This window comes from Serratia marcescens (assembly GCF_001902635.1).
Classification (GTDB): domain Bacteria; phylum Pseudomonadota; class Gammaproteobacteria; order Enterobacterales; family Enterobacteriaceae; genus Serratia; species Serratia marcescens_F.
On record NZ_MJAO01000001.1, the window covers coordinates 353,064 to 377,959 of the forward strand.

20 protein-coding genes are annotated in these 24,896 nt (G+C 52.0%); 2 read left to right on the forward strand and 18 right to left on the reverse strand.

Annotated features, from left to right (window positions below; genetic code table 11):
* Positions 1-85 precede the first annotated feature (85 nt).
* The 14 genes from BHU62_RS01680 to galU all read right to left on the reverse strand — a co-directional run bounded on the left by BHU62_RS01680 (position 86) and on the right by galU (position 16,716).
* Positions 86-1,240, reverse strand: coding sequence for a glycosyltransferase family 4 protein (locus tag BHU62_RS01680; RefSeq protein WP_073528842.1), 1,155 nt, complete (start codon positions 1,238-1,240; stop codon positions 86-88).
* 95 nt (positions 1,241-1,335) lie between these two features.
* Complete coding sequence (gene cpsG / locus BHU62_RS01685) at positions 1,336-2,715, reverse strand: phosphomannomutase CpsG (RefSeq protein ID WP_073528843.1); 1,380 nt, start codon at positions 2,713-2,715, stop codon at positions 1,336-1,338.
* A 13-nt stretch (positions 2,716-2,728) separates the two neighbouring features.
* A complete protein-coding gene (locus BHU62_RS01690) occupies positions 2,729-4,147 on the reverse strand; it encodes a mannose-1-phosphate guanylyltransferase/mannose-6-phosphate isomerase (protein ID WP_073528844.1) in 1,419 nt (472 codons plus the stop codon).
* A gap of 138 nt (positions 4,148-4,285) precedes the next feature.
* Positions 4,286-5,263 (reverse strand): polysaccharide pyruvyl transferase family protein, encoded by a 978-nt coding sequence (locus BHU62_RS01695; protein ID WP_073528845.1) that lies wholly within the window; start codon positions 5,261-5,263, stop codon positions 4,286-4,288.
* 34 nt (positions 5,264-5,297) lie between these two features.
* Positions 5,298-5,543, reverse strand: a complete 246-nt coding sequence (locus BHU62_RS25350) for a hypothetical protein (protein WP_236720559.1) — start codon at positions 5,541-5,543, stop codon at positions 5,298-5,300.
* A 10-nt stretch (positions 5,544-5,553) separates the two neighbouring features.
* The gene (locus BHU62_RS01700; RefSeq protein WP_236720560.1) at positions 5,554-6,816 is read right to left on the reverse strand and encodes a hypothetical protein; all 1,263 of its coding nucleotides are present in this window, start codon (positions 6,814-6,816) and stop codon (positions 5,554-5,556) included.
* A gap of 22 nt (positions 6,817-6,838) precedes the next feature.
* Complete coding sequence (locus tag BHU62_RS01705; protein WP_073528846.1) at positions 6,839-7,825, reverse strand: glycosyltransferase family 4 protein; 987 nt, start codon at positions 7,823-7,825, stop codon at positions 6,839-6,841.
* Positions 7,826-7,835: 10 nt separating this feature from the next.
* Positions 7,836-8,924: a glycosyltransferase gene (locus tag BHU62_RS01710; RefSeq protein ID WP_073528847.1), complete on the reverse strand. Its 1,089-nt coding sequence runs from the start codon at positions 8,922-8,924 to the stop codon at positions 7,836-7,838.
* Positions 8,925-9,071: 147 nt separating this feature from the next.
* Positions 9,072-10,505: an undecaprenyl-phosphate galactose phosphotransferase WbaP gene (wbaP, locus tag BHU62_RS01715; protein WP_073528848.1), complete on the reverse strand. Its 1,434-nt coding sequence runs from the start codon at positions 10,503-10,505 to the stop codon at positions 9,072-9,074.
* 307 nt (positions 10,506-10,812) lie between these two features.
* Positions 10,813-12,990 carry a tyrosine-protein kinase Wzc gene (gene wzc / locus BHU62_RS01720; protein ID WP_073528849.1) on the reverse strand — a complete coding sequence of 726 codons (2,178 nt, stop codon included), beginning with the start codon at positions 12,988-12,990 and terminating at the stop codon, positions 10,813-10,815.
* Between the two features lie 16 nt (positions 12,991-13,006).
* Complete coding sequence (locus tag BHU62_RS01725; protein ID WP_073528850.1) at positions 13,007-13,441, reverse strand: protein tyrosine phosphatase; 435 nt, start codon at positions 13,439-13,441, stop codon at positions 13,007-13,009.
* 16 nt (positions 13,442-13,457) lie between these two features.
* The gene (locus BHU62_RS01730) at positions 13,458-14,594 is read right to left on the reverse strand and encodes a polysaccharide export protein (protein ID WP_073528851.1); all 1,137 of its coding nucleotides are present in this window, start codon (positions 14,592-14,594) and stop codon (positions 13,458-13,460) included.
* A gap of 289 nt (positions 14,595-14,883) precedes the next feature.
* The gene (locus BHU62_RS01735; RefSeq protein ID WP_073528852.1) at positions 14,884-15,774 is read right to left on the reverse strand and encodes a UTP--glucose-1-phosphate uridylyltransferase; all 891 of its coding nucleotides are present in this window, start codon (positions 15,772-15,774) and stop codon (positions 14,884-14,886) included.
* A 45-nt stretch (positions 15,775-15,819) separates the two neighbouring features.
* Entirely contained in the window at positions 15,820-16,716 is an 897-nt protein-coding gene (gene galU / locus BHU62_RS01740; RefSeq protein WP_073528853.1) for a UTP--glucose-1-phosphate uridylyltransferase GalU, read from the reverse strand.
* A 611-nt stretch (positions 16,717-17,327) separates the two neighbouring features.
* Between galU and BHU62_RS01745 the strand changes: the two genes are divergently transcribed.
* Complete coding sequence (locus tag BHU62_RS01745; RefSeq protein WP_073528854.1) at positions 17,328-18,911, forward strand: TerC family protein; 1,584 nt, start codon at positions 17,328-17,330, stop codon at positions 18,909-18,911.
* A 30-nt stretch (positions 18,912-18,941) separates the two neighbouring features.
* Here the strand turns inward: BHU62_RS01745 and dcuC are convergent, their stop codons facing one another.
* The 4 genes from dcuC to udk form a co-directional block, all read right to left on the reverse strand.
* The gene (gene dcuC, locus BHU62_RS01750; protein ID WP_073528855.1) at positions 18,942-20,294 is read right to left on the reverse strand and encodes an anaerobic C4-dicarboxylate transporter DcuC; all 1,353 of its coding nucleotides are present in this window, start codon (positions 20,292-20,294) and stop codon (positions 18,942-18,944) included.
* A 174-nt stretch (positions 20,295-20,468) separates the two neighbouring features.
* Positions 20,469-22,301: an outer membrane assembly protein AsmA gene (asmA, locus tag BHU62_RS01755; protein WP_073528856.1), complete on the reverse strand. Its 1,833-nt coding sequence runs from the start codon at positions 22,299-22,301 to the stop codon at positions 20,469-20,471.
* A gap of 44 nt (positions 22,302-22,345) precedes the next feature.
* Entirely contained in the window at positions 22,346-22,927 is a 582-nt protein-coding gene (gene dcd / locus BHU62_RS01760) for a dCTP deaminase (RefSeq protein WP_004938917.1), read from the reverse strand.
* A gap of 125 nt (positions 22,928-23,052) precedes the next feature.
* Positions 23,053-23,694, reverse strand: a complete 642-nt coding sequence (gene udk, locus BHU62_RS01765) for a uridine kinase (protein ID WP_073528857.1) — start codon at positions 23,692-23,694, stop codon at positions 23,053-23,055.
* 232 nt (positions 23,695-23,926) lie between these two features.
* On the opposite strand from udk, the gene BHU62_RS01770 reads away from it, so the two are divergent.
* The gene (locus BHU62_RS01770) at positions 23,927-24,556 is read left to right on the forward strand and encodes a phosphatase PAP2 family protein (RefSeq protein ID WP_073528858.1); all 630 of its coding nucleotides are present in this window, start codon (positions 23,927-23,929) and stop codon (positions 24,554-24,556) included.
* Positions 24,557-24,896: the final 340 nt, after the last annotated feature.

Genomic DNA, 24,896 nt, shown 5'->3' on the forward strand with positions numbered 1-24,896 from the left:
CATAGAGAAGAAAATTTATGATGAATATATATCGAGCGATATTCAGCACGAATATAAATAAGCTAAAAAAATACAGTCAAGAACTTCAATAAATTATCTTTTTACTCTCTTCAAAGAGGTTCCACTTCTCTTGCACATAGTCCCTCATCTCGCGCTGGAATCTTTCCTGCGAGAAACGCAGCGCATTGGCTCGGCAGTCGGCAGGCAGGATGCTGCCTTCCAGGTTGTCAAACTGCTTCACCGCGTTGATGACATCCGCCACGTTCTGTTGACCAAACAGGATCCCCGTCGCAGCTTGAACACCATGCGGCCGGACCGTTTCTAACGCTCCCCCCTTGCCAAAAGCGATGACCGGCGTTCCACAAGCCTGTGCCTCAACCGGCGTAATGCCGAAATCTTCCTCCGCGGCGAACACGAAGGCTTTGGCATTCCGCATATGTTCTTGCATCACGCTGTTAGGTTGATAACCGAGGATCTCAATGTTTTTGGTCGCCTTTGACTTGATCTTCGTCATCTCGGAACCGTCGCCAACCACCACCAGTTTTTTATCCGGCATCTGGCTGAAGGCCTCAACAATCAAATCGATTCGCTTGTAAGGCACCATGCGTGATGCGGTAAAGTAATAATCTTCTTTATTTTCATTCAAGGTGAAGCGCTCGACGTCGACCGGTGGATAAATCACATCGGCATCCCGCCCGTAGACTTTCTTTATGCGTCGTGCAATAAATTGCGAGTTGGCGATAAAGTGATCGACACCGTTCGCCGTGCGGCAATCCCACATTCTTATTTTATGCAGTAACCAACGAGCCAGGTTGCCCTTAAGCCCCTTATCCATCCCTGCCTCACGCAAATATTGGTGCTGCAAATCCCAGGCATAGCGGATCGGTGAGTGAACATAGCTGATATGCAACTGATCCGGCCCGGTCAGAACCCCTTTGGCCACCGCATGGCTGCTGGATAAAATGACGTCGTGTTTTGAAACGTCCAGCTGCTCAATGGCCAACGGCATTAACGGCAGATAGGTCTGGTATTTTTTTCTGGCCTTCGGAAGACGCTGAATGAACGAGGTCGTTGCTTTTTTATTTTTGAACAGCTGCCGATTCTCGTCAGATAAGAAATCAACCACTGAATACAAGTCAGCATCTGGGAAAATGTCAATAAACTCAGCAATTACCTTTTCAGCCCCCGCATACGTCACTAACCAATCGGCGACCAATCCAACGCTTAAATCCCGAGACATGTCTACACCTTATTATCAGAATTTTATTTCACATGAAGCTATTAATAAAAAAATATAAAGATGGGCAATATCATCCTATTGCCCATCCAAGAAAATCACTCGCTACGCAGCAGCTGCAGTATCTCTTCTGTCTTTTCCTGCATTAGCTCAACGTTGGCGCGTGACTCCACATTCAACCGCACCACCGGCTCCGTATTCGAGCTTCTCAGGTTGAAGCGCCAGTTGTCATACTCAACGCTAATACCGTCTGTGTGATCGACGGCATCGGCTTCCATTTCGTATTTACCCAAAACCCGACCGATCGCTTCTTTAGGATTGCTTAAAGAACTGTTGATCTCGCCCGATGCCGGATAGGCGGCCACCCGGTCGTTCACCAGCTCGCCCAAACTTCTGCCTTTAATGCAAAGCAGTTCGGCCACCAACAGCCACGGGATCATGCCGCTATCGCAATAATAGAAATCGCGGAAATAGTGATGGGCGCTCATTTCCCCGCCGTACACGGCATCTTCCTTGCGCATACGTTCTTTAATGAACGCATGGCCGGTTTTCGACATCACGGGAATGCCGTTGGCCTTTTCAACGATATCGATGGTATTCCAGCTCAAACGAGGATCGTGAATAATGCGCGAACCCGGGCTTTTCTCAAGAAATGCCTCGGCCAGCAAGCCGACGATGTAGTACCCCTCGATAAAGTTACCGCGCTCATCGAACAGGAAACAACGGTCAAAATCGCCGTCAAAGGCGATCCCCATGTCTGCCCCGTGCTTAAGCACCGCATCGGTGGTGTCTTGCCGGCATTCCGGCAGCAGAGGGTTAGGAATGCCATTCGGGAAATTGCCGTCCGGCGCGTGGTGAACCTTGATGAACTCGACCGGCAGCCCGGCGTTTTTGAAACGTGCCTCGATCGCATCAATGACATGCCCGGCAGCGCCATTGCCGGAGTTGATCACCAGCTTCAGCGGACGGGTGAAGTTATCCAGCGTCACAAAGCTCAGTAACTTCTGCACGTACGCATCGAGTATTGAAAGCTGCTGATAGCCGCCGCGCGCAGCGTCATTCACCGCAGGGAAGCTATTGTTCTCCGCCAGCCGCTGTATATCGCGCAGACCGGTATCACCGCTGATCGGTTTGGACTCCTCACGCACCAGCTTCATGCCGTTATAGTCCATCGGATTATGGCTGGCGGTCACTTCAATCCCGCCATCCACTTTCAGGTGCGACGTCGCGAAATAGATTTCCTCGGTACCCGAAAGGCCGATATCAATCACATCCGTGCCGGAGTCTTGCAGGCCACGCGCCAGGGCCAATTTGAGCGACTCGCTGGTGAGGCGCACATCGCCGCCGAGCACCATGGTCTTGGGACGCAGATATTCTCCGTATGCGCGCCCGATGCGGTAGGCGATATCTTCATTCAATTCGCTTCCCAGCTTCCCGCGAATATCATAGGCTTTAAAACACGTTAATGCTTCTGACATGATCTCTTCCTGTTCAGCAACTGCCGTAATGATCTTTGATACGAATAATGTCATCTTCACCCAGGTACGAACCTGATTGAATCTCAAGCACTTCCAGCGGGATCTTCCCTGGATTCTCCAACATGTGGGACGCGCCGGCAGGGATAAACGTGGACTGATTTTCCGTCAGCAAATAGCTCTTCTCATTGAGCGTCACCTGTGCCGTGCCCGATAACACCACCCAGTGTTCAGCGCGGTGATGGTGCATCTGCAAAGAGAACTTGCCGCCGGGTTTCACCGTCACCCGATTGACATGATAGCGAGGCGTATTGACGACCTTATCGTTGCGCCCCCACGGGCGATATGACTCGCGATGCAGACGATACTCGCGCCGGTCGCTTTTCTTCAGATGTTCAACGACTTTTTTCACGTCTTGCACCTGCGATTTATCAATCACCAGCACCGCGTCTTTGGTGCTGACTATCACCAGATTTTCTACGCCGATGGCCGCAACCAGTATCTCATCGGTGTTGATGTAGCAATTGGCGGCATTGTGGGTAAAGATGTCGCCGTTCAGCGAGTTGCCGTCGGTGTCTTTCTCGTTCACTTCCCACAATGCGGACCAGGAGCCCACGTCATTCCAGCCGGCATCCAGCGGAACAACCACCGCGGAGGAGGTTTTCTCCATCACGGCATAGTCTACCGATTCATCCGGACAAGCCGTGAACGCCGCGGTATCGACACGAATGAAGTCCTGCAATGCATCCGGCTGCAAGGTTGCCATTGCCTGCCGGCACGCGTCCAAAATATCCGGGCGGAAAGCCTCCAACTCTTCCAGATAGCGCTTCGCTCGGAACAGGAACATCCCGCTATTCCAATAATATTCACCGCTGGTCAGATACGCTTGCGCAGTGTGCAGGTCCGGTTTCTCCACGAAACGCCGAACGGCGAATGCCGGGGTTGCATTTTCCTGCGGCGCTCCGCGCTGAATGTAGCCGTAGCCGGTTTCCGGGCCGGTCGCCACAATACCGAAAGTCACGAGTTTTCCCTGCTCGGCAAATTGGATAGCGGAATCGACCGCCCGATGAAACGCATCGACGTTCTCGATAACGTGATCGGCGGCAAGCACCAACAGCAGAGGATCTTCACCTTTGGCGACCGCGCTTAACGCTGCCAAGGCGATAGCCGGCGCCGTATTGCGGCCGACGGGTTCGAGAATGATGTTATTGGCCAATTGGTCAATCTGCCGCAGCTGTTCGGCGACCAGAAAACGGTGCTGCTCGTTGCAGATGACCAAAGGCGCGCTAACATTCAAACCTTCCAGACGGGATACCGTCTCCTGCAGCATCGACTGTTCGCCGTGCAGGCGTAAAAATTGCTTGGGATAAAGCTCGCGAGACATTGGCCATAAACGACTGCCCGTGCCACCGGCCATGATTACAGGAAGAATCATTGTTATCCTCAATTATTAAGTTAAGTGCTCATGCTTCGCGGTTGCATGCACAAGCCCAGAGAAGAACGAAAAGAAGCGGAAACCGCTTAAAATTAATGCGCTCTTATCTTTTGACAGCCAAGATAAGCGCGCACCGAATCAGGCAAAGGAGCGGCACTTTTCAATAAGCTGTGCTGCGTACTCATGGTGCAGGGTTTTATTTGATATTTCGCTGTGCAAACCAATCTTCTCGCCTTTGAACTCAAAGTTGGTGGTTGAATTTGCGTTGCTATCTACATCGATGCGGTTGAAGAAATCGAACAGGCCGTCGAAACGGCAATTGTCGATTTTGTTTTTAAAGCCGCCGTTAACAAAGATCACCGGGGTACCCATCGCCAGACAAGGCAACGCGGTATGGATCCGCGAGGTCACGACCAGCTTGGCATTCGCCAAACGGCGCAGGAAGTCATCGGCCAACTTGAAGCCTTCTTCGGCGGAGATGTACGGTATGATTTGCGTTTCAAATTTGGCGTTTTTAAGCAAGTCCGCCTCGAAGTGTTTTTTCAACACTTTATTGCGATGAGCAAACTCAAAAGCGCGACCATTCAGCAGGCGTTTCCCAAATCTTAACGGTTGACGCATCAGTTCCGGCAGTGTCATGGAATCGTACATAACGTCAATAAAGTAAACGTCATCGGTGACATTATCGCGTTTATAGGTTTGCCCCAGAGTCAGCGTCATGCAACCGGAGTAATATGCATCGATGCCTTTCGAAATCAGCAGGTCGCGCGTATAGAAGTCACGACATCCAACCGGCTGGAATTTTTTGAAATGCGCGATGGATTCGGGGGTAAAGATTTTATCAACGATCGTGGAGTTGATATGAATTGAGACATACAGCGGATTGATGCTCTCGGCAGGTGGAAAGTTCTCCGGCAAGTCCATGTACCAGGCATTCATGATCATCTTGACCGGATCGCCCTGGTAGGCGTTCATATGATCGCGGGGGATAAAGGCATCGACAGAGGGCAGAAATTGCTTCGCTGCCGTACTTTGTACGTAGTCCCCTAAATTAATCCAGTTTCTCTTAACGTAAATGTCACTCTCATAGGTTAAGACACTATACTTAGAACTCATTATTCCCACCTTAAAAAAGATACCTATAAATAATTTAAAATCGATTCTTAATCAATTGTATAATTTGCTTTCTCTCTTCTGTTTTCAACACAACAAAAGAGAAAGCAAGCATAACCAAGAGTAAATTAATGGCAGTTAACAGAACCAACCCCACAAATCCGCCAGGCAGATAATTGCTCATATACTGCATAGCAAAAACGGCAACGCATGCAACAAAACCAAGCTTTGGCAGGTCGATGAAAATAAACTGATTGGCACTTACCCCTGCAATTCTATTCACATAGATAACTCTAAAAAATCAATAGAGAGAATGCGCACAGGATCCTGGCGGATACCGCTACATAAACAGAAGCCCCGAGGGTAAACAGTATAAACGTCAACAGCAGCGAAAGCATCATGATCGCCGACACGATGAACTGGTAGTTTCTCAACTTTCCAACAGCATATATAGCGGTAACATAGGGGCCAGATAGCGAATCAATCAGAATATATATGGCGACTATTTTTATCAGCCCCGTCAGATAAGGCGGTGCCTGGCCAAGCCAGAGGCTGACGATGTAGTCCGCATCAATGAACACCGGGATTGCCGAGATCATCACCACAAACCCCGTGAGTTTGCATGACAGTGAGATCAGCGAGGTGACATGATCGCTGTTGCCGATGGAATGCTGCTTGATTATTTGCGGGTTGATAGCGGTCTGTAAGGTGCCAATGATGCGATTGAAAGCGACCAGAATTTGCTCTGCCAGCCAAATGGATCCATTGGCAATAACGCCGACAAAATAATATGTCAGCAGGGCGATCCCCTGGGACAACCCCACCACGCTTAAAGAGCCAATCATCGACCAACTTGAAAAAGAGAAGATCTCTTTAATCAAGCCGATATTTTCTTTAACGCGTATATTTATCCTGCATATGCTGAGTTTCTTCGTGCATATCAATACGTAAACGGCAAATACCAATACATAACCAACGAGCAGGAACAAGGCATAGCTGATTATTTTATTCTGGAAATAAAACAGGGTAAACAGGAATACCATTAACCAGCGCTGAAATGCGTCAAAGATGCCGATCTTGGCAAAGAGATCCATCTTTTCGCTGGCGATCAACGAGGCCATAAACGGCGTTTGCATAATCTGGAAAAGCAACGAAACGATCGAGACTTGGTAGACCCAGAAGATATCGTCCAAACGCTCAGCGGGTACTTTAAGCTTATGCAGTAAAAACCACAGCCCGACTGTTTCAGCTAAAATTAAGACCAGTCCACAAATAATGAGATGCACAATAATGCTGACATTAAAGACGCTGTTGGTCCATTTATGGTCGTTCTTGCCAAGGCCGACAGATAAAAAACGTTGAGTAGCCAGTGCAGAAACGTTTTGTATAAATGAAAATAAAACGATTATACTGCCAACAACGCTATATAAGCCAAAATCATAAACCCCTAGCGTATTCAAAACCATTCTTGATGTATAGAATGTCACGAACATGATGAGTAACATTCGGCCATACAACATGAAGGTATTTTTTGCCATTACCTTTTTATCGACCACACAAGCTCTCTCATATAATCATTTATAGGATCTTATTCAACTGCTCATCGACCTGTTTCGCCGTCATATTCCATGAGTACTTCTTAGCCCGTTGCAGGCCAGCCTGCCTCATTTGCGCACGCAGCCCTTCATCGTGGTTGACCTTGGCCATAACGCCGGCGATCTCACCGATATTCTCCGGATCAACCAGCTGCGCTGCATCACCCGCCACTTCCCCCAGAGAAGTTGTGTGTGAGGTTATCACCGGTACACCGCTCGCCATAGCCTCAACAACGGGCAGCCCAAACCCTTCATAGAACGAAACGAAGATCAGCGCACGTGCCCCGCGATAGAGTTTTGGTAGGGCCTCGCTTTCGATATAGCCGGTGAAAGCCACCCGGTCGCTGAGCCCCAACTCAACGATCTTACGTTCGATCTCCTCGGTGGCTTTCCCGGTAAACAGCAATTTGACATGTTCCGGCAAATTCGCCTGCTTAAAGGCCGCCAGGGTGCCAAACTCATTCTTATGCGCCTTGCGATTGCTGACGCAAAGAAAATAGTCAAAAGGGAAATTCAAGGTATCACCCACCGGGGTGAAGTCTTCCGATACGCCATTACCCACGTTGATGACCTTGTTGGCGTCAACGCCGGACCACTCGACGATTCTTTTCTTGGAAAACTCGGAAACGGTGAAGATAAGTTGGGCTTTCTTACAGCCGTTTAATATGACGAATCGATAAAAAATTCTTTTGAAAAAGCTGGAGTTTTCCGACCTGTCAATATGATTAAGGTCATGTATGGTAAAGACATAGGGTTCACGCGAGAACAGCGGGGGGATATAGCCAGGGAAAAATATTACGCGCCCTTTCTTTGAAAACAACTTCAGGGTTGTTTTAACACAATCTAACGGACTATATGGTTCGCCCTGAAATCCGGCATCAGAATAATTATTGATAGCATTTATTTGTTCTGAAAATGTCCCTATCCCTCCTGAACCGCTCCACCGATTATCAATAAGAATCTTCTTCATTTTAGTCTCGTTATACAATTTCATTTGAGTTATTAATGGTTTTAGCACCAAGTCCATTTTTTTTAGCGATGAATAGCGCTATCTTTTCTCTTAACTTATCAACGTCTGATTCGCTATCACCAACAAAATACAAACTGTCTTTCCCTAGATAATCCAACATGCCATCTCTGGCTGGCGCTATGACCGGTACATTCCTTTTCAGCGCTTCCAGCATGATCAGCGGCACGCCTTCATAGCTTGACGGAATCGCAATTAAGTCTGCATCGTATGCGAAATCCCAGACATTATCTTTCCAGCCTAAGAACTCAACGTTTATATTATTTCCTAGCTGACGGGCTGTGTGCTTCATTTCATCGAGATCGGGACCATCGCCTATCACTGTCAGATCGACACGGTTATTGATATCACGCAGCGCCTCAAGCAAAACATCCTGCCCCTTCTGGCGGAAGAACACCCTACCCGCCATCAGTATTTTTATTTTTTCTGGATTTGAGAGAAACTCATAACCAACGCCTCGGATGTCTTTTGGTGCCGGCTTAGCAACAAAATTCCTCAACACTCTCACATTTGCCGATTTATTTTTTTCTTTCAAATCATGACGAAATTGGTTGCAGATAGTTACGTAGTTATCACAGCTTCTATACGCAAATTTCGCCAGGAAATCCTTCGCCTTTGCCAGGCGACTCCCCATCTTCTCAAAACTGTGCGCATACGGGATGTAACTAACGACTCTGTTGCCCAACCCCAGTAAACGGCCGCCGTTTAAAAAACCGGCGCCAAGCTCAATATCACCCTGAATAATTACCATATAATCATGGGTTTGGCTTAGCTTCTTGAGCAGAAGACTCGACTTTATGACATGAAGAGGATTAAAGAAAGAATGAATGATCTCCATTCTTTTATGCAGCACATGATGCAATTCGTAATTAATACCGGCTGAATCTAATAAAGCAATAAGCTTGCCGTTGTCACTCGGCAGATAACACGAAATGGAAAATCCCTTTTTAACAAACTTTTTTATATGAGCAACGCTCATCAGCTCATGGCCACCTAAAATAGAGGCGGTAAAAATTATGGCAATGTTTTTATTTTTCAACATACATCCTCATTGAATTACACTATAGAGATAAACTCAAAGAGTTATATTCTTAAGCATTAACACAAGCGGCATGACAACATCAACTTCAGCAGCCGTAGGAAAGCAGAACGTTATTGTTCTGCCCCTGCGATAGCGTATCGCTTGTGATCAATACGCCCCATCTCTTTTCAAAACAACGTTGATGGTTTTAAAGAGAATGGCAATATCATTCCACAGCGACCAGTTCTTGACATACCATGCGTCAAAGTAAACGCGCGTGTCGTAGTCGACATCGTTCCTACCGCTCACCTGCCACAGCCCTGTCATGCCCGGCTTCGCCATCAGATAATAGTCGACATCGCCAGCGTAGCGCTCCAGCTCTTTCTCGATCACCGGACGCGGGCCGACGAGGCTCATCTCTCCCCGCAGTACGTTGAAAAGCTGCGGTAACTCATCCAGGCTCGTTTTGCGGATGAACTGACCAACGCGGGTAATACGCGGGTCATTTTTCAATTTAAAGTCTTTGTCCCATTCTTTGCGGGCTTCGGGATCATTTTGCAACAGGTTCTGCAATACCTCTTGCGAATTGGTCACCATAGAACGGAATTTCAGGCATTTAAATTTATGGCCATCGCGCCCAATGCGTTCGTGACCATAGATAGCATTCCCGCCGTCTCTCCCCACCAGATAACTCAACATGATCAGCACTGGAGATAGCAGGACAATGATGCTGGCCGATCCCACGATGTCGAATGCACGCTTCAAAAAGCGCGATGTTCGCTTCGCCAGATTGTTACTGACCCGAAGGATCATAACCTCATGGCTGAAAATAAATGACATATCGGTTCCATACAGCGGAACCCCACGCAACGTAGGTATCACTGAAACCGAACGGCAGTGGTGCTTGGCCAACTTTTTGAGCCATTCATCACGCAGTACGTTCTGTTCAAACTCTAATGCAACAATGAATTGCGTGGTTTCAGGGTCACATTGGCTCCAGAGCTCCGCTTCATCCGCAATGACCGGCTTGCCAAACAGGGTTTTCTCACCCGACTTACCGCTGGAAAAGAACGAGCAAATCGCAAAGCCCAGGACCTCTTCACTTTGTAATGCCGCATACGCATCACAGGCATTCTTGCCCGAACCGATAATGATCGTATGTTTTTTCCACAGATTTAACTTATTGAGGATCCGCTTGGTCATTGCCCGCGCGAGCGGTACCAATAACAATGCAACTCCCCAAGTGAGTATCCAGACATAACGGGAGAACTGCCACTTAGAAAAGGCAACCAATGCCAAATCCAATACGGCGAAAATGAGCAACGTCCGAAATATTTCTTTCAGTTCAAACCAGAACGGCTTGCGATAAGTATAGTGACGCAACCGAACCCAGAACCAGCCAACGCAGACTAAAGACAGCATAACATGCGTCAAGAAACGTGCTGACATTTCTGATTCCGGGATAAATTCGTTAATATCCCAACCAAAGAAACCAATAAGATAAATCGCTATACTCAACGATAATGTAAAGAATATGAAATCAGAAAAAGCGAGAGATAACTTTATTAAATTAGTTTTTTTTGAGTAGGCAAGCGCACTCATATTTTTTTCCTTTATTAGTAGAATCTTACCTCAGTACACCACACAAACATTCTACGTACAGGTATTTTTCACTACATCAAGAACAGTTATATTGTTCTATAAGTAACACTTAATAACCAAAGCCTACTTACGCCACAAAACACTAAGTCCATTTATTTTTGACAATCAAGAAGAGAAAATTCGACCATATTAAATACAATCGAGAACAATAGGAATCAGCGTGGTTTTAATATTATATTAACCACATCAGCGTTAAAGCAGGTAAAAACCAAAGAGGCTGATAACAGCCCCTTTGGCATGGCTTCATTTAGCTTTTGGATTTATAGCTGTACTCGTAATAATCATAACCGTAGTTATAGTAATTCGAGGCTTTCTTCATCACGGCGTTCAAAATAACGCCTTTAATATCAATACCGTTTTGCTCGAAGCGTCTGATACTGACCTCAACCTCTTTAGGGCTGTTCAGCTCAAAACGGGCAACCATCAGCGACGTACCGGCGTGTTTACCAATAATTGCAGCATCGGTAACGGCCAGAATCGGCGGGGTATCGACCAACACCAGGTCATAATTTTCCGACGCCCACGCCAGAATCTCTGAGAAACGGCTGTGCATCAGCAATTCTGACGGGTTAGGTGGGATCTGGCCGCGCGGTATGAAATCGAAACCGCCGTGCACCGTGCTTCTCACCGCAGAAGCAGCGGCGATCCGGCCGGAAAGAATATCTGACAGGCCATCTTTAGCCTCCAGGCCCAGCACTTCATGCATATACCCTTTACGCATGTCACTGTCGATGAATAACACGCGCTGACCCGTCTGCGCCACAACGGCTGCCAGGTTGGCACTGATAAAGGTTTTACCGATGCCGGGACTGGCCCCCGAGATCATTAACACGTTGTTTTTAGCTTCCATCATGGCAAAGTGAAGGCTGGTTCGCAGACTGCGAATCGCCTCGATAGCCAGATCTGCCGGGTTACCAACGGCAAGCAGAGAGTTGGAATCGCTATTCAGCTTCCGTCCTTTATTTTTCAGGACGAACTCCTGGTCCTTCTTCTGCTGCCACTCAGAAAGCGGCACGCTCGCATACACATTGATACCCAGCTCTTCCAGCTGCTCCGGGTTTTCAATGCCGCGATGCAGGAACGAACGCAACAAGACATAACCGACGGACAGCAACCCACCCAGCACGATGCTGAAGAGAATAACAATGATGCTCTTCGGCTCTACCGGTTTTGATTGCGTGATGGCCCGATCGATAATCCGCACGTTCCCCACGGTGCTGGCCTTGGAAATACCCAGCTCCTGCTCTTTATTCAACAACTGCATGTAGACTTCTTGACCCGATTGCACGTCGCGGCTTAAACGCACAATCTCTTGCTGCGTTTTTGGCATCGCGCTAACGCGTTTGTTGAGTCGGTCGCGATCGTTTTCCAGCGTTTTACGTTTCTCGAGCAAAGCACGATACGAAGGATGCTGTTTGGTGTAGAGCTTGGAAATCTCCGCTTCTTTGAACGTCAGCTCATTCAGCTGAGAGTCGACGGCGACAATCGAATCCAAAACAGATTTCGCTTCAAGGGATAAATCGACCGAGTCTTTCTGCTGTCGATATTGATTGAGTTTATTCTCTGCAGAATCGAGTGAATTGCGGATCTTAGGCAGCTGATCCTTCAGGAAGTCCAAGCTTTTCGCATCTTCTTCCGACTTTCTCACAATGTTCTGTTCAAGATAGTTTCTTGAAATGGAGTCCAGAATCTCTCTGATCAGAACCGGGTTCTCGCCGGTCAGCCCCAGCCCCAACACGCCGGTGTTCTTGCCTTTATCGGCAACTTCAAACTTATCCAGCAGGTTGTTCGTTGCCCGCATTTCGCTGATCTTGGAAACTTTAAACTTCGTGCCCTGCGGTGCTTCAATATCGCTCACCAAGATGGTCACGCCGTTGTTCTCGAGCAAGCGTCCAACGCTGCCCTTGGCGATCTCTTCGTCGTCACGCATGAGAGAGAAGTTTTTGCCATCGTTAACGACTAACGTCACCGAAGGATCTTCAGCCCAGGCTTCTGGCAGGTCGAACTTGGAAACCGCTATTTTCCCCGGTTCCTGTTTAGTCAGGCGTGCGAACCCTTTGCCGAATAGAGGAAAATATTCCTGCTCAACGATCGTCCGTAGATTAAGATCTTCTACGGTCTTATTTAAGATCATTCGGGACTTCAATAATTCTATTTCCGGCCCCGAATCAGGTTGCCCGTTAGGCAAAATCTGGTTGATGTTATTAAGCAGCGCATTCCCTACGTTTTGCTCAACCTGCACCATAGCGTCGGCACGATAAATCGGCGTAGCGAACAAGCAATACAGAATACCTAGGGTTAGGGATAATGTCGTTACCCCAATGATCAGCCAGCGGTTATCGATCAATTCGCCTAACAGGCGACCCAGATCGATCTCATCTGACTTTTCACTTCCTGAATTATTTACTCTATTTTTCTCTGACATTGATAGTCCTGACTGATTATCGGCTTAAGGCTTGCGTCCATTTATGGGCGGATTCTTCAAGAAGGCGATAGACAAACTCAAACGCTTCACGGCTTTGGCGGTAGGGATCGGCAATTTCCCGTTTCCCCATCCAATGCCCAAAGAGCATGGTCTTACCTCTAACCTCCGGCGCCAGTCTGCATACGGCATCGATGTGATCTTTTTCCATTACCAGGATCAGATCATACTCACGACACATAGAGGCAGTTAGCTGTTTTCCTTGGTGCCCGTCGAGCGACAGGCCGTGTTGGTTCGCAACTTCTGTCGCTCTGCCATCTGCCGGTTTCCCCACTAAAGCGCCCAGCCCAGCCGAACTGATCTTTTTATTCGGTAAATCTCTTTTCAATAAACGCTCCCCGGTCGGGGAGCGGCATATATTTCCTACGCATACCACCAAAATAGAATCGAACATGCTTCACACCACCCTACTACGGCCAATTTCGCACGCGCAGCGCACCTTCGGTCAAGTTGTTGAATCCGTTGATCGTCGGCACCAATTGGCTGATGACGCGGTTCCAGCGAACAAGCGGCGCAGTGGTTACATAGACAATATCATATGGCTGGAGTTGGAATTCGGTGCCCATGACCATAGCGGCCGCATCAGACGCGTTCAGCTGATAGATATCGGCCAGCTTGTTGTTCCCCTTGCCGTGCAAAGGACGAATAACAAATACGCCGGTCGCATCGGAATAAGATTGATCCATGCCGTCTGCATTGCCCAACGCCTCGGTCAGGGTCATGCCGCTGCGATCCATCTTCAGCGTAGTCTGCTTCTTGACCTCGCCCATGACGAAGACTTTCAAATCGTCATTGCGCGGAACGTAAAGAATGTCGCCGGGATAAAGTAAACGGTTCTGGGTCAGATCGCCGCGCTGCATCAAAGCTTGCAGAGAGATGCGTTGCTCTCTGCCATTATGCGTCAACACCACGTTGCGCCAATCGGCATTCTCCGCCAGGCCGCCTGCGGCATTGATCGCGTCCATCACGGTCAACGGCACGTTAGTGATCGCTTGTTTACCGGACGTCGCGACTTCGCCCGTCACGTAGACTTTCTGCGAACGGAACGCCGCGATGCTCACATCCACTTGTGGACTCTCGATGTACTGCGCCAAGCGGTTGGTGATCTCTTCGCGAACCTGAACCATCGTCTTGCCCGCAACTTTCACTTTGCCGATGTAGGGGTAGAAGATGGTGCCGTCAGAATTGACCCAGTTGCCCGTGTCGCTGGCGCTGCGATATTGACCGGCCGGCGTGGTCAGCTCGGGGTGATCCCATACCGTGACCATCAATACGTCGCCAATGCCGATACGGTATTCGTAAGTCTGAAGCTCGCGCTCCAGCAACGAGTTCGGCTGCGCCACGACCGGCTTCGCCCGCATCTTCTCGACCAGGCTTGGCGTCATCGGGTAAATATTCACCAGCTTGTTAAGGTCAAAGTCACTGTCCTGCTGCTTGACCACGTCTTTCCCACTGGTTGGCAGGTGAGAGCCGGGCACGATAGTACAACCGCTAATCACACTGACAGATACCAGGAGCGGTATCAGTTTCCATTGTTTTTTTGCCATCGAGTATCATCACTTTCAAAGTAAAAATGTATGCAATGCCAAGCCCCAGGCCAACCGTGGCGCTACCGCGGCACTCAGCAAAATAAGTCGTCAATCTTTACCCAACAACCCGGAGAAAACCACCGTCATTGAGCAAGCGTTGAGTTCAGGTATGTTAGGCTAAAAATGTTTCAGAGCATTATTGCATAATTCTCAACGAAAAGAGCAATGTTAGTCTGACTGCCCTTCTTTCAGGCACTGCTAAAGGCCGGTCAAGCGACTCGCTCACCGGCCCCATATTGATAGGCAACTACAAAAGCTGTTCCATCCATTCGCGGAACGCTTTCCCCTGCGTCGGGTGGCGCAGGCCATAAGTCACAAACGCCTGCAAATAGCCCAACTTCTCACCGCAGTTAAACGACTCGCCAACCAGCTCCGTGGCCTCGACCCGCTGATGTTTCAACAACTCGGCGATCGCATCCGTCAGTTGAATGCGCCCCCAGGCGCCCGGCTTGGTTTTCTCGAGCAGAGGCCAGATCTCGGCGGACAACACATAGCGCCCTACGGCGGTATGGTTGGATTTCAGTTGCACATCGCGGCTCGGCTTCTCGATGATCGAGGTGATGTGCGAGCTTTCGCCAGGGCGCAGCGCATTGTTTTCACACTCCACCACCGAGTAATCGTGCAACACATGTTCAGGGGCGGTCTGCACCAGCACCTGGCTCAAACCCGTTTGTTCAAAGCGCGCGATGAGATGCGGCAGGTTATCTCTTTTCAGATCGGCCTTGGCGTCATCGAGCAACACGTCCGGCAACAGCACCACAAAAGGCGCGTCTCCAACCAGCGGTTTGGCGCAAAGCACCGCGTGGCCCAGGCCTTTCGGTTGCCCCTGGCGAATATGCATAAGCGTCACGCCTTTCGGCGTAATCGACTGCACCTCATCCAGCAACTGGCGTTTGACCCGCGCCTCGAGCATGGCCTCCAGCTCGAACGACGTGTCAAAATGGTTTTCGATCGCATTTTTGGAAGAATGCGTCACCAGAATGATCTCTTTGATTCCCGCGGCGACGCATTCATTGACAATGTATTGAATCAATGGCTTATCGACGATCGGCAACATTTCTTTCGGAATAGCCTTGGTCGCCGGCAGCATACGCATGCCCAAACCGGCAACAGGAATGACCGCTTTCAACTTCGTCATGATAGTCCTCATTCAATCTTGTGAGCGTTTTCAGCCGCCAACGCTTTATTTGCCCAGGGTCTGTTTCAACCATTGGCTGAAACCGGCACCCTCGGCGGCGTGACGCAAGCCATACTGCACGAACGCTTTCATATAGCCCAATTTATCGCCGCAGTCATGTGATTTTCCGCTCATGTGAAACGCTTCAACCCGTTCTTCATCCATCAGCATGGCGATAGCGTCGGTCAACTGAATCTCATCGCCGGCGCCCGGCGGTGTTTTTTCCAGCAACGGCCAGATATTGGCAGAAAGCACATAGCGCCCAACCACCGCCAGATTCGAGGGGGCCGCCTCGCGCGCCGGTTTTTCCACGATGGCGGTCATCGGCGTGCTTTCGCCCGCGCCGATCGCCTTCCCGCCGCAATCCACGACGCCGTATTTGGACACGTCCTGCTCCGGTACCGGCTCCACCATAATCTGACTGTAGCCCGTATCGTTGAAACGCTGGATCATTTTAGCCAGATTTTCCGTATGCAAATCCGCCGTCGAATCATCCAACAACACATCCGGCAACAGCACCACGAACGGTGAATCTCCCACCATCGGTTTCGCGCACAGCACGGCGTGTCCGAGCCCTTTCGCCTGCCCCTGCCGCACCTGCATCACCGTCACATCGGGCGGGCAAATGCTTTGCACTTCAGCCAGCAATTGACGCTTAACGCGCGCTTCGAGCACCGCCTCCAATTCAAACGAGGTGTCAAAATGGTTTTCGATCGCGTTTTTTGAAGAATGGGTAACCAACACGATATCTTTGATACCCGCCGCGACGCATTCGCTGACGATATATTGAATTAAAGGTTTATCGACTACCGGCAGCATTTCTTTAGGAATGGCTTTGGTTGCCGGCAACATGCGGGTTCCCAAACCAGCGACGGGGACTACAGCTTTAAGTCTTCTTTGCATTTTTCTTTCCACAAATAACTCACTGATTATGTGGCTGAATCAAACCATTGGGCGCTTGGCTGTCAGACATGCTACCGCCCTTGGCTTGCAGCTACCAAAGTACTGTTAATGCTGTATTAATTTCAGTCACGCTTTCTTGCAAGGCAGCTATTGCATCGCCAGAACATATGATGTTCCGATCACAAAACCATGCAAAAACCTGTGTTTTTATAACCAAACAATGTTAGTTGTTACCATTTATATGACCAAGATTCTTATACTATTGACTTAGTGATACAAGTCTTAGATACCCGTGATTTGCTGTTTTCAGAATAAGACTACTCATATTGTGGAGGTCACTAAATAGTAGCATGGGATATGGATTTTAACGCTTTGATTAATCGGCTTTTTATAAGTCGTTTCTTTTCTGAACGACTGTTAACCGCATTGAAAGGCGAATGACACGTCCGCCGGCTTAGTTCAGAAAAGTGACTATACCGTTTCTGTAATATTCACCCACCCAAACGCCACGCATTTCGCCCACGCTTGCTGTTTAAGTTGAATTTTGCCGCCTCAACGCCCATCATTCCCGTGCGGCATAAGCCGTAGAACTTACAGGTGAAATTGGGCGTATGGAATGGATCGCTGATCCAACAATTTGGGCCGGCCTGGCCACATTGGTCGTGCTGGAAATCGTTCTGGGTATAGACAACCTTGTCTTCATCGCCATTCTGGCGGACAAACTACCAAAACAACAAAGAGATAAGGCTCGCGTCGTCGGGTTGATGCTGGCGCTGGTGATGCGTCTGGCGCTGCTCGCCTCCATCTCGTGGCTGGCGACGCTGACCAAACCGATGTTCGTCGTCGCGGAGCATCCCTTCAGCGGTCGCGATCTGATCATGCTGATCGGCGGGATATTCCTGCTGTTCAAAGCCACCATGGAGCTGAACGAACGGCTGGAAGGCAAGGATGAAGAGCAACACGGCGCACGCAAAGGCGCGCGTTTCTGGCCGGTGGTGGCGCAGATCGTGGTGCTGGACGCCGTCTTCTCGCTCGACTCGGTGATCACCGCGGTCGGCATGGTCGATCACCTGGCGGTGATGATGATTGCGGTCTGTATCGCCATCGGCCTGATGCTGCTGGCCAGCAAACCACTGACGCGTTTCGTCAACGCTCACCCGACCATCGTCATCCTGTGTCTGAGCTTCCTGCTGATGATCGGCTTTAGCCTGGTGGCCGAGGGCTTCGGTTATCACATTCCGAAAGGCTACCTCTACGCAGCAATCGGCTTCTCGGTGATGATAGAAGCGCTGAACCAACTGGCGCAGTTCAATCGCCGTCGCTTCCTGTCGAAGGTGCGGCCACTGCGCGAACGCACCGCCGAGGCGGTGTTGCGCATGCTGAGCGGCAAACATGAAGAAGCGGAGGTCGACAGCCATTCCGCCAGCCTATTGGCCGACAGCGACAGTGAAAACGGCGAGATCTTCAATCAGCAAGAGCGGCGCATGATCGAACGCGTGCTGGGCATGGCGCAGCGCACAGTCAGCAGCATCATGACTTCTCGTCACGACGTCGAATACCTTGAGCTGAACGATCCGCAGGAAAAGCTGACGCAATTGCTGGAGCGCAATCAGCACACGCGCATCGTGGTGGTGGAAAGCAGCGCCAGCGACGAACCGCTGGGCGTGATCCACACTATCGACGTCCTCAAGCAGCAGTTGGCGCAGGCGCCGCTGGATCTGCGCGCGCTGGTGCGCCAGCCGCTGATCTTCCCGGAGCAGTTAACGCTGCTCAGCGCGCTGGAGCAATTCCGCCAGGCGCAAACGCACTTTGCGTTTGTGGTTGACGAATTCGGCTCTGTCGAAGGCGTGGTTACCCTGACGGACGTGATGGAAACCATCGCCGGCAACCTGCCGGAAGCCGGTGAAGAGGTGGATGCGCGCCACGATATTCAGCAAAACGAAGACGGCAGTTGGATCGCCAACGGTTATATGCCGCTGGAAGATCTGGTGTTGTACCTGCCGATGCCGCTGGAAGACAAACGCGAATACCACACGCTGGCGGGCCTGCTGATGGAACACAGTCAACGCGTGCCGCAAGAAGGCGAGCAAATCAAGATCGGTGACTATCTGTTCGAACCGCTGGAGGTCAACAGCCACCGCATCCTGAAAGTGAAGATCACCCCGCCTCCCCCTCCGGAGGACTACGAGGTGTGATAACGAGGCCGGGCATCGCCCGGCCTTTCTTTATTGGGGAACCAGCAACTCCGTCGCGATGATCACCACCACCAAACCGACGATCACCGGTACAGACGTGCGTTTCACCACTTCGAACGGCGAGATTTTCGCCATGCCGGACACCGCCACCACCACGCCGGAGACCGGTGACAGCGTGCGGCCCAGGTTAGACGCCTGCAGCATCGGGATCACCAGATAGGCCGGATTCACGCCCATCTGCGCCGCCAGTTTCGGGATCAGTTCAACAAACGCATAGAACGGCGCATTGCCCGAACCGGTGGTCATGGCCGCCAACATGGTGATGACCACCAACACCAGCATCATGATCAAACCGCCGGTGCCGAACGACTGCGCCAGCCCGATCAGCCCGCTGATAAAGCCGACGGTGCTCAGCCCTTGCGCGAAGACGCCGGCAGCCACCAATAGCATCACTACGCCGGCGAAGGCGTCCGCCATGCCGCGATATGCCACTTCCAGGCCGCTGAACACCTGTTTGGCGCTGAAGCTGCGCACAAACTCGATCAACGCCGCCAACAGTATGCACCCTACCAACACGGTAATAATGTGCAGCTCCGGCCCCCACTTGCCGTCGAAGATCAGCACGCCGAGGATCGGCGTAAACGGCAATATCGCGTAGAACCCCGGTGCGTGGGTTTGGATTTCGCTGACGTCCATGATGTGATGCTGTTCATTGTTCTTTCTGTCGAGATAGCGCTGCCAGAAAAAGTGCGCCACGGCCATGCAGACAATAGCGGCAATCGAGATCGGCAGCGTGGTTTTGAACGCGAAGTCCACCAGCGGCATCTCCGCCGCCTTGGCCGCCAGCACCACGTCGCCAGAGGTCGGCGCCAGGATAATCGCCGCCGGCGAGGCGCAGATAGCCGCCGCCGCACCGCGGCTAATGCCGACGTTCACCATCAACGGGAACAGCGTCGCCATCAGCAATACGCCGAGGCCGGTGGCGGAAGAGACCGCCAAAGACATCAGGCAGGCGACAAAATACGCCGCCACCATCAGCAGATAAGGCGAGTTGATCATCTGCAGCGGACGCGAAGCCAACTTGACCACCACATCGTTGGCGCCGATGTGCGTCATGTAGGCGGCAAAGCCGCACAGCATCATGATCATCATGCCAAGATCGCCGCCGCGGCTCATCAGCAGGATCTTGACGTACTCGATAATGTCGGTCGCGCGCCAGCCGGTAGACGCGGCGCCGGACGGCAACAGCGTTTTTCCCATCAGGGCGCTGATGCCGAGCAGCAGCAACCCGCCCACCATCAGCACACCGGTGGCGGAGTACCCCTTGATGATGTAACGGCCCACGCCCGCCGCCACTGCGGCGCCAATAATAAGCTCTATCATGTTTCCTCAACTCGTCATGTTTTCGCGCCCAGGCGCATCGCAATCGCGGAATAAGCCCTTACTTTGCACAAACTGAGCGTGGGTCTTCATGACCTTCATCAAGGTAACGGAGAGAAATTATTGCGGGAAACGTCAATGTTGACGCGGGCCGCACCGCGGCCCGCGACGGGAGGGTTACAGCTTGTCGAGCAGCTTCTTCAGATCCTGGCCTTCACGTGAGTCCTTGTTCTTTTCGGCCCACTTGTTCAACGCATCCTTGGCCCGATCCTGCAGCGTTTTGCGCAGCACCTGATCGACCTGCAGCTGATAGTTCAGCTGTTGCCACGGCCCATAGACCCGCAGCGGGATCGGCGTTTGCTGCAGCTGTTCGATCAACTCGCCGCGCCCTTGCCAGCCGCCGGTGACGCGCACGTTGAGCGCCATGTCGCACTGTTTGCCCGGCATATCGATGCTGCCGGCGCCGGTCAGCGCCAGCAGAGGCGAATCCGCCGTCAGGTCGCTGAGTTTGACCGTGCCCTGATTCAGGCTGGCCTGCGCCGAGACGTTTTTGACTTCGGTATAGCGCTGATAGCTGTCTTGCCCGCGCACGCTGTTATCGTTGCGCGCCACCGCCTGCTGGATCAGCTGCTGAATGTTCAGGCCGTGCAGCTGGGCATCCTGCATTGCCAGCTGCGCCGTGCCGCGCCAGCGGCGTTCAAAGGATTGCGTGGTGAGACGATCGCCGGTCAAATCCCCTTTCATGCTGAATTTACCGGTCATCATCTGCGGCATGTCGAATGCCTTGAGCACGCTGCCCAGCTCGACCTGATTCAGCGCCGGCTGCACGCGGATCATCGGTTTATCGCCGCGCGCGTCCAGCGAACCCGGCAACGAGAAATCACCGCCGGCCAGTTGCCCCGCCAGTTTATGCAGCGTCAACAGGCCGCGCTGGTTGTCGGCCGCGACCGACAGTTGGGTGATGTTCATGCCGCGGTATGTCAGCTGTGCCGCCTGCAGATTCAACTGCGCATTGAAGTCGCGCAACGCCGCCAGGTTCTGCTGCCGATCGTCGACCTGGCTGGCGATCACCGGCGCAGAGGTTACGGCAGGCTGCTCGGCGGTATTGCTGCTGGATTGCCAACCGGAAAGCGCATCGAGATCGAGGTTAGCCGAATTCAGGTTCAGCACATAGCCGGGCACCGCCCCCAAACTGGCGCTGATATCGCCGGTCAATTGGCTGCTGTTGGCGCTGAAACTCAGGTGGCTGACGGCAATCTGCGGCGGCGTCTGCTGGTAGACTACCTGCGCATTGCCTTCCCCCTGGATGCCACCGTTCAGAATATCCGCGCCAGCCAGTTGATAATTGAACTGGGTGACTTTGGCGCCGATCTGGCGCGGGAACTGCTGCAGATCGACATCGGCCGCCATGCTGAAGGACAGATCGCGCTGATCGCGGTTGACCCGGCTGGAAAGCGTCAACTGCGCCTGCAGTTTTTCCGTTTGCTGTAAGGTGAGATTGATGTCCCGGACGTTGATTTGCTCGTTGTCGGCGCGCTGCCAGATCAGCAGGCTGTCCACGACCCGCAAGTTCTCGATGTCGAACTTCCAGGGCGCGTCCGCCGCTTCAGCGCCGTTGCCGGCCGGCGCGATCGGGGCGTCCGCCTGCGAGTGCTCTTCGCTGTCCGGCGTGAGGCTAATGACGGCGTTTTTCAGCATCACCTGCTTTACAAACAGCTGATGCGACAACAGCGGCAGCAGCTTGACGTCAAGGCGCATGTTTTCCGCGCTCACTACCGGCGTCTTGGCGCCCGGCGCGGTCAGCGTCATGCGCCCGGCCAGGATGCTGAGCTGCGGCCAGATATGCCAACGCAGATCGCCATCGAGCGTCAGTTGGTAACCGCTCTTCTGCTCGACCTTTTTGACCATATAGCCGCGAAAATCATTCGGATTCACCAGCAGCACCAGCGCGGACATCCCCGCTACCACCACCACCAGTAAAATCGCCAATGTCGTCAGTAATCTTCTCATGCCACCCTCTTGTCAGCGCCACACCGACGGTGCATCCCGCGCCGTTAGTCCTTGTCGATTCGACTGGCTACTGCGCCCTGCTGATCGCGATATTTTGCGTCCTGTCGGCTGTTGTACGGCCGGGCCGCCGGGCCGGACAAAGGTTCAAAACTCAAAGCGCCGATCAGCATCCCCGGCCGCAGCGCCAGCGGCAGCTTGCCGGAGTTGTAAAACTCCAGCACGATGCGCCCGTGCCAGCCCGGATCGATGCGGTGCGCGGTCACGTGCACCATCAGGCCCAGACGCGCCAGCGAGGAGCGGCCGTCGAGCCACCCCACCAGGTCATTCGGCAGCGTCACGGATTCGAACGTCACCGCCAGCGCCAGTTCACCCGGATGGAGGAAGAACGCTTCGCCTTCCGGCAGGACAATCTCGTCGCTCATCACGCGATCCAACGCAGCGCTGACCTCATCCTTCGGGCCGCTGAGATCGATAAAGGGTGCGGTATGGCCGCGGAACACGCGGAACTGATTGCCCAAACGGACATCCACTGTGGCCCCGTTAATGCGCTCAAGCGGCGGTCGCGGTGAAATCACCAGTTTCTCGCTATCCAGCCAGGCTTCTATATCGCGGTCGCACAGTCTCATGTCTTTCTTCTCCATCAAAACGCGTAACTAAACAAAAATTGCCACACAACGGGCGAAAGGTCTACGCCGGGGTGTAAATAGTTGGCCGCCGGCCGGAAATGCACATTTCCGGCCATTAAGCGGCATTATTCAAAGAATTGGCTGATTTTGGCTTTCAGAATATCGATCGCAATGCGGTTTTTGCCCCCGCGCGGGACGATGATATCGGCGTATTGTTTGGAAGGTTCGATAAACTGCAGGAACATCGGGCGCACGGTCTTCTGATATTGCGCCATCACCGAATCCATCGAGCGGCCGCGCTCGTTCACGTCGCGCTTCATGCGGCGCATCAGGCAGATGTCCAGCGGCGTATCGACAAAGATCGAGAAGTTCATCTCCTGACGCAGACGAATATCCGTCAGTAGCAAGATCCCTTCCAGAATGATCACTTTTTTAGGTTTGAGATGGACGGTTTCTTTTTTGCGCGTGTGTTCGGTGTAGCTGTACAGTGGCAGTTCGATCGCCTTGCCGGCCTTCAGCATCTGCAAATGCTGGAACAGCAGGTTATGATCCATGGCGTTCGGGTGGTCATAATTGGTTTTGACCCGTTCTTCCATGGTCAGGTGAGTCTGGTCTTTATAGTAACTGTCTTCTGGAATAACGCCGATGTGCTCATCACCGACCTGCTCGCGAAGTTCGCGGTACAACGTGCTGGCTATGAGGCTTTTTCCGGAGGCAGATGCGCCAGCTATACCAATAATGACGCACTGATGCGGATTGTCAGACATAAAATTAAAGACCTGATTTCGTAATGTGAAGGGGGGAACTAAAACGCGACAATTATAGGGAGTCGGCGGGGTTTGCGCCACTGGATATTGCGCGGCGGCGGTGCGAATTCGGGTTATTGCGCCGTATCGGCGGCAGCGGCATTTTAAGAATCTCACTCTAGGGCAATGTGCCGTAACAGGTTACACTCCGGCGCTGACTTATGCTCCCCGCAGCCTTTCATCGGAGATTGATGTGCTGGATTGGTATTTTTTGACTTTTTTCGGCGACAGCATGCTCTTGCTGCCCTGTGCGCTGATTCTGTTTTTGCTGCTGATCGTTTCACCCGCCACACGAGCGGCAGGCTGGCAGTGGGCGCTGATCTTCGGTTTTACCGGCGGTGTGGTTTGCCTGTCCAAACTGGCCTTTATGGGCTGGGGCATCGGCAGCGAATACTATGATTTTACCGGATTCAGCGGCCACTCAACCCTCGCCGCCAGCATCTGGCCGCCGCTGCTCTGGGCGTTGACCGGCCGATTCTCGCTCCCGGTGCGCAGCATCGCGATGCTGACAGGCTGGATATTGCCCTTTACCATCGGCATTTCGCGGCTGGAGATCCGCGTGCACTCGCCATCCGAGGTGATCAGTGGCTTGATACTCGGCTACCTGGCCAGCGCGCTGTTCTTGTGGTTGCAACGGGCAAAAGATCGCCCGCGCCTTTCCTGGCCGCATTTAGCCATCGCGCTGGCTTTGCCGCTGGCGCTGATGGGGCAACGCCATCCCGCCCCAACCCAGGGGTTACTGGAGCATATCGCCAAGACGCTGGCGCAAATCGAACGCCCCTATACCCGAGCGGATTTGCACCACCCTACCCGCATCCAATAAAAAACTCGGCGCATTGGCCTAATGCCGGTCAGTTAAGCCCGACTGGCATTTTTTTATCCGGTCTCTGTACGTTCCGTGCAGAAGGCATTGCCGTCAATCCCCCCGCATTTCTCTGCGGCTGCAATGAACGGCAATGGGAAGGGCCGAAGGCGCGGCCCAGGGATGGACCGAGTAACGTTGGCAAAGCCAACCGTCTGATAGGGCAAAGGCGCGGGTTGCAAGGGACCGCGCCTACGGTCCCTTGCTCGGTCGAGGCTTATGGGCCTCATGGCGCATCTCACTTTTATCGGCCGAAAACTTTACCAACTCCTTCAGAAAATGCTAACTGACCTGCATTGAG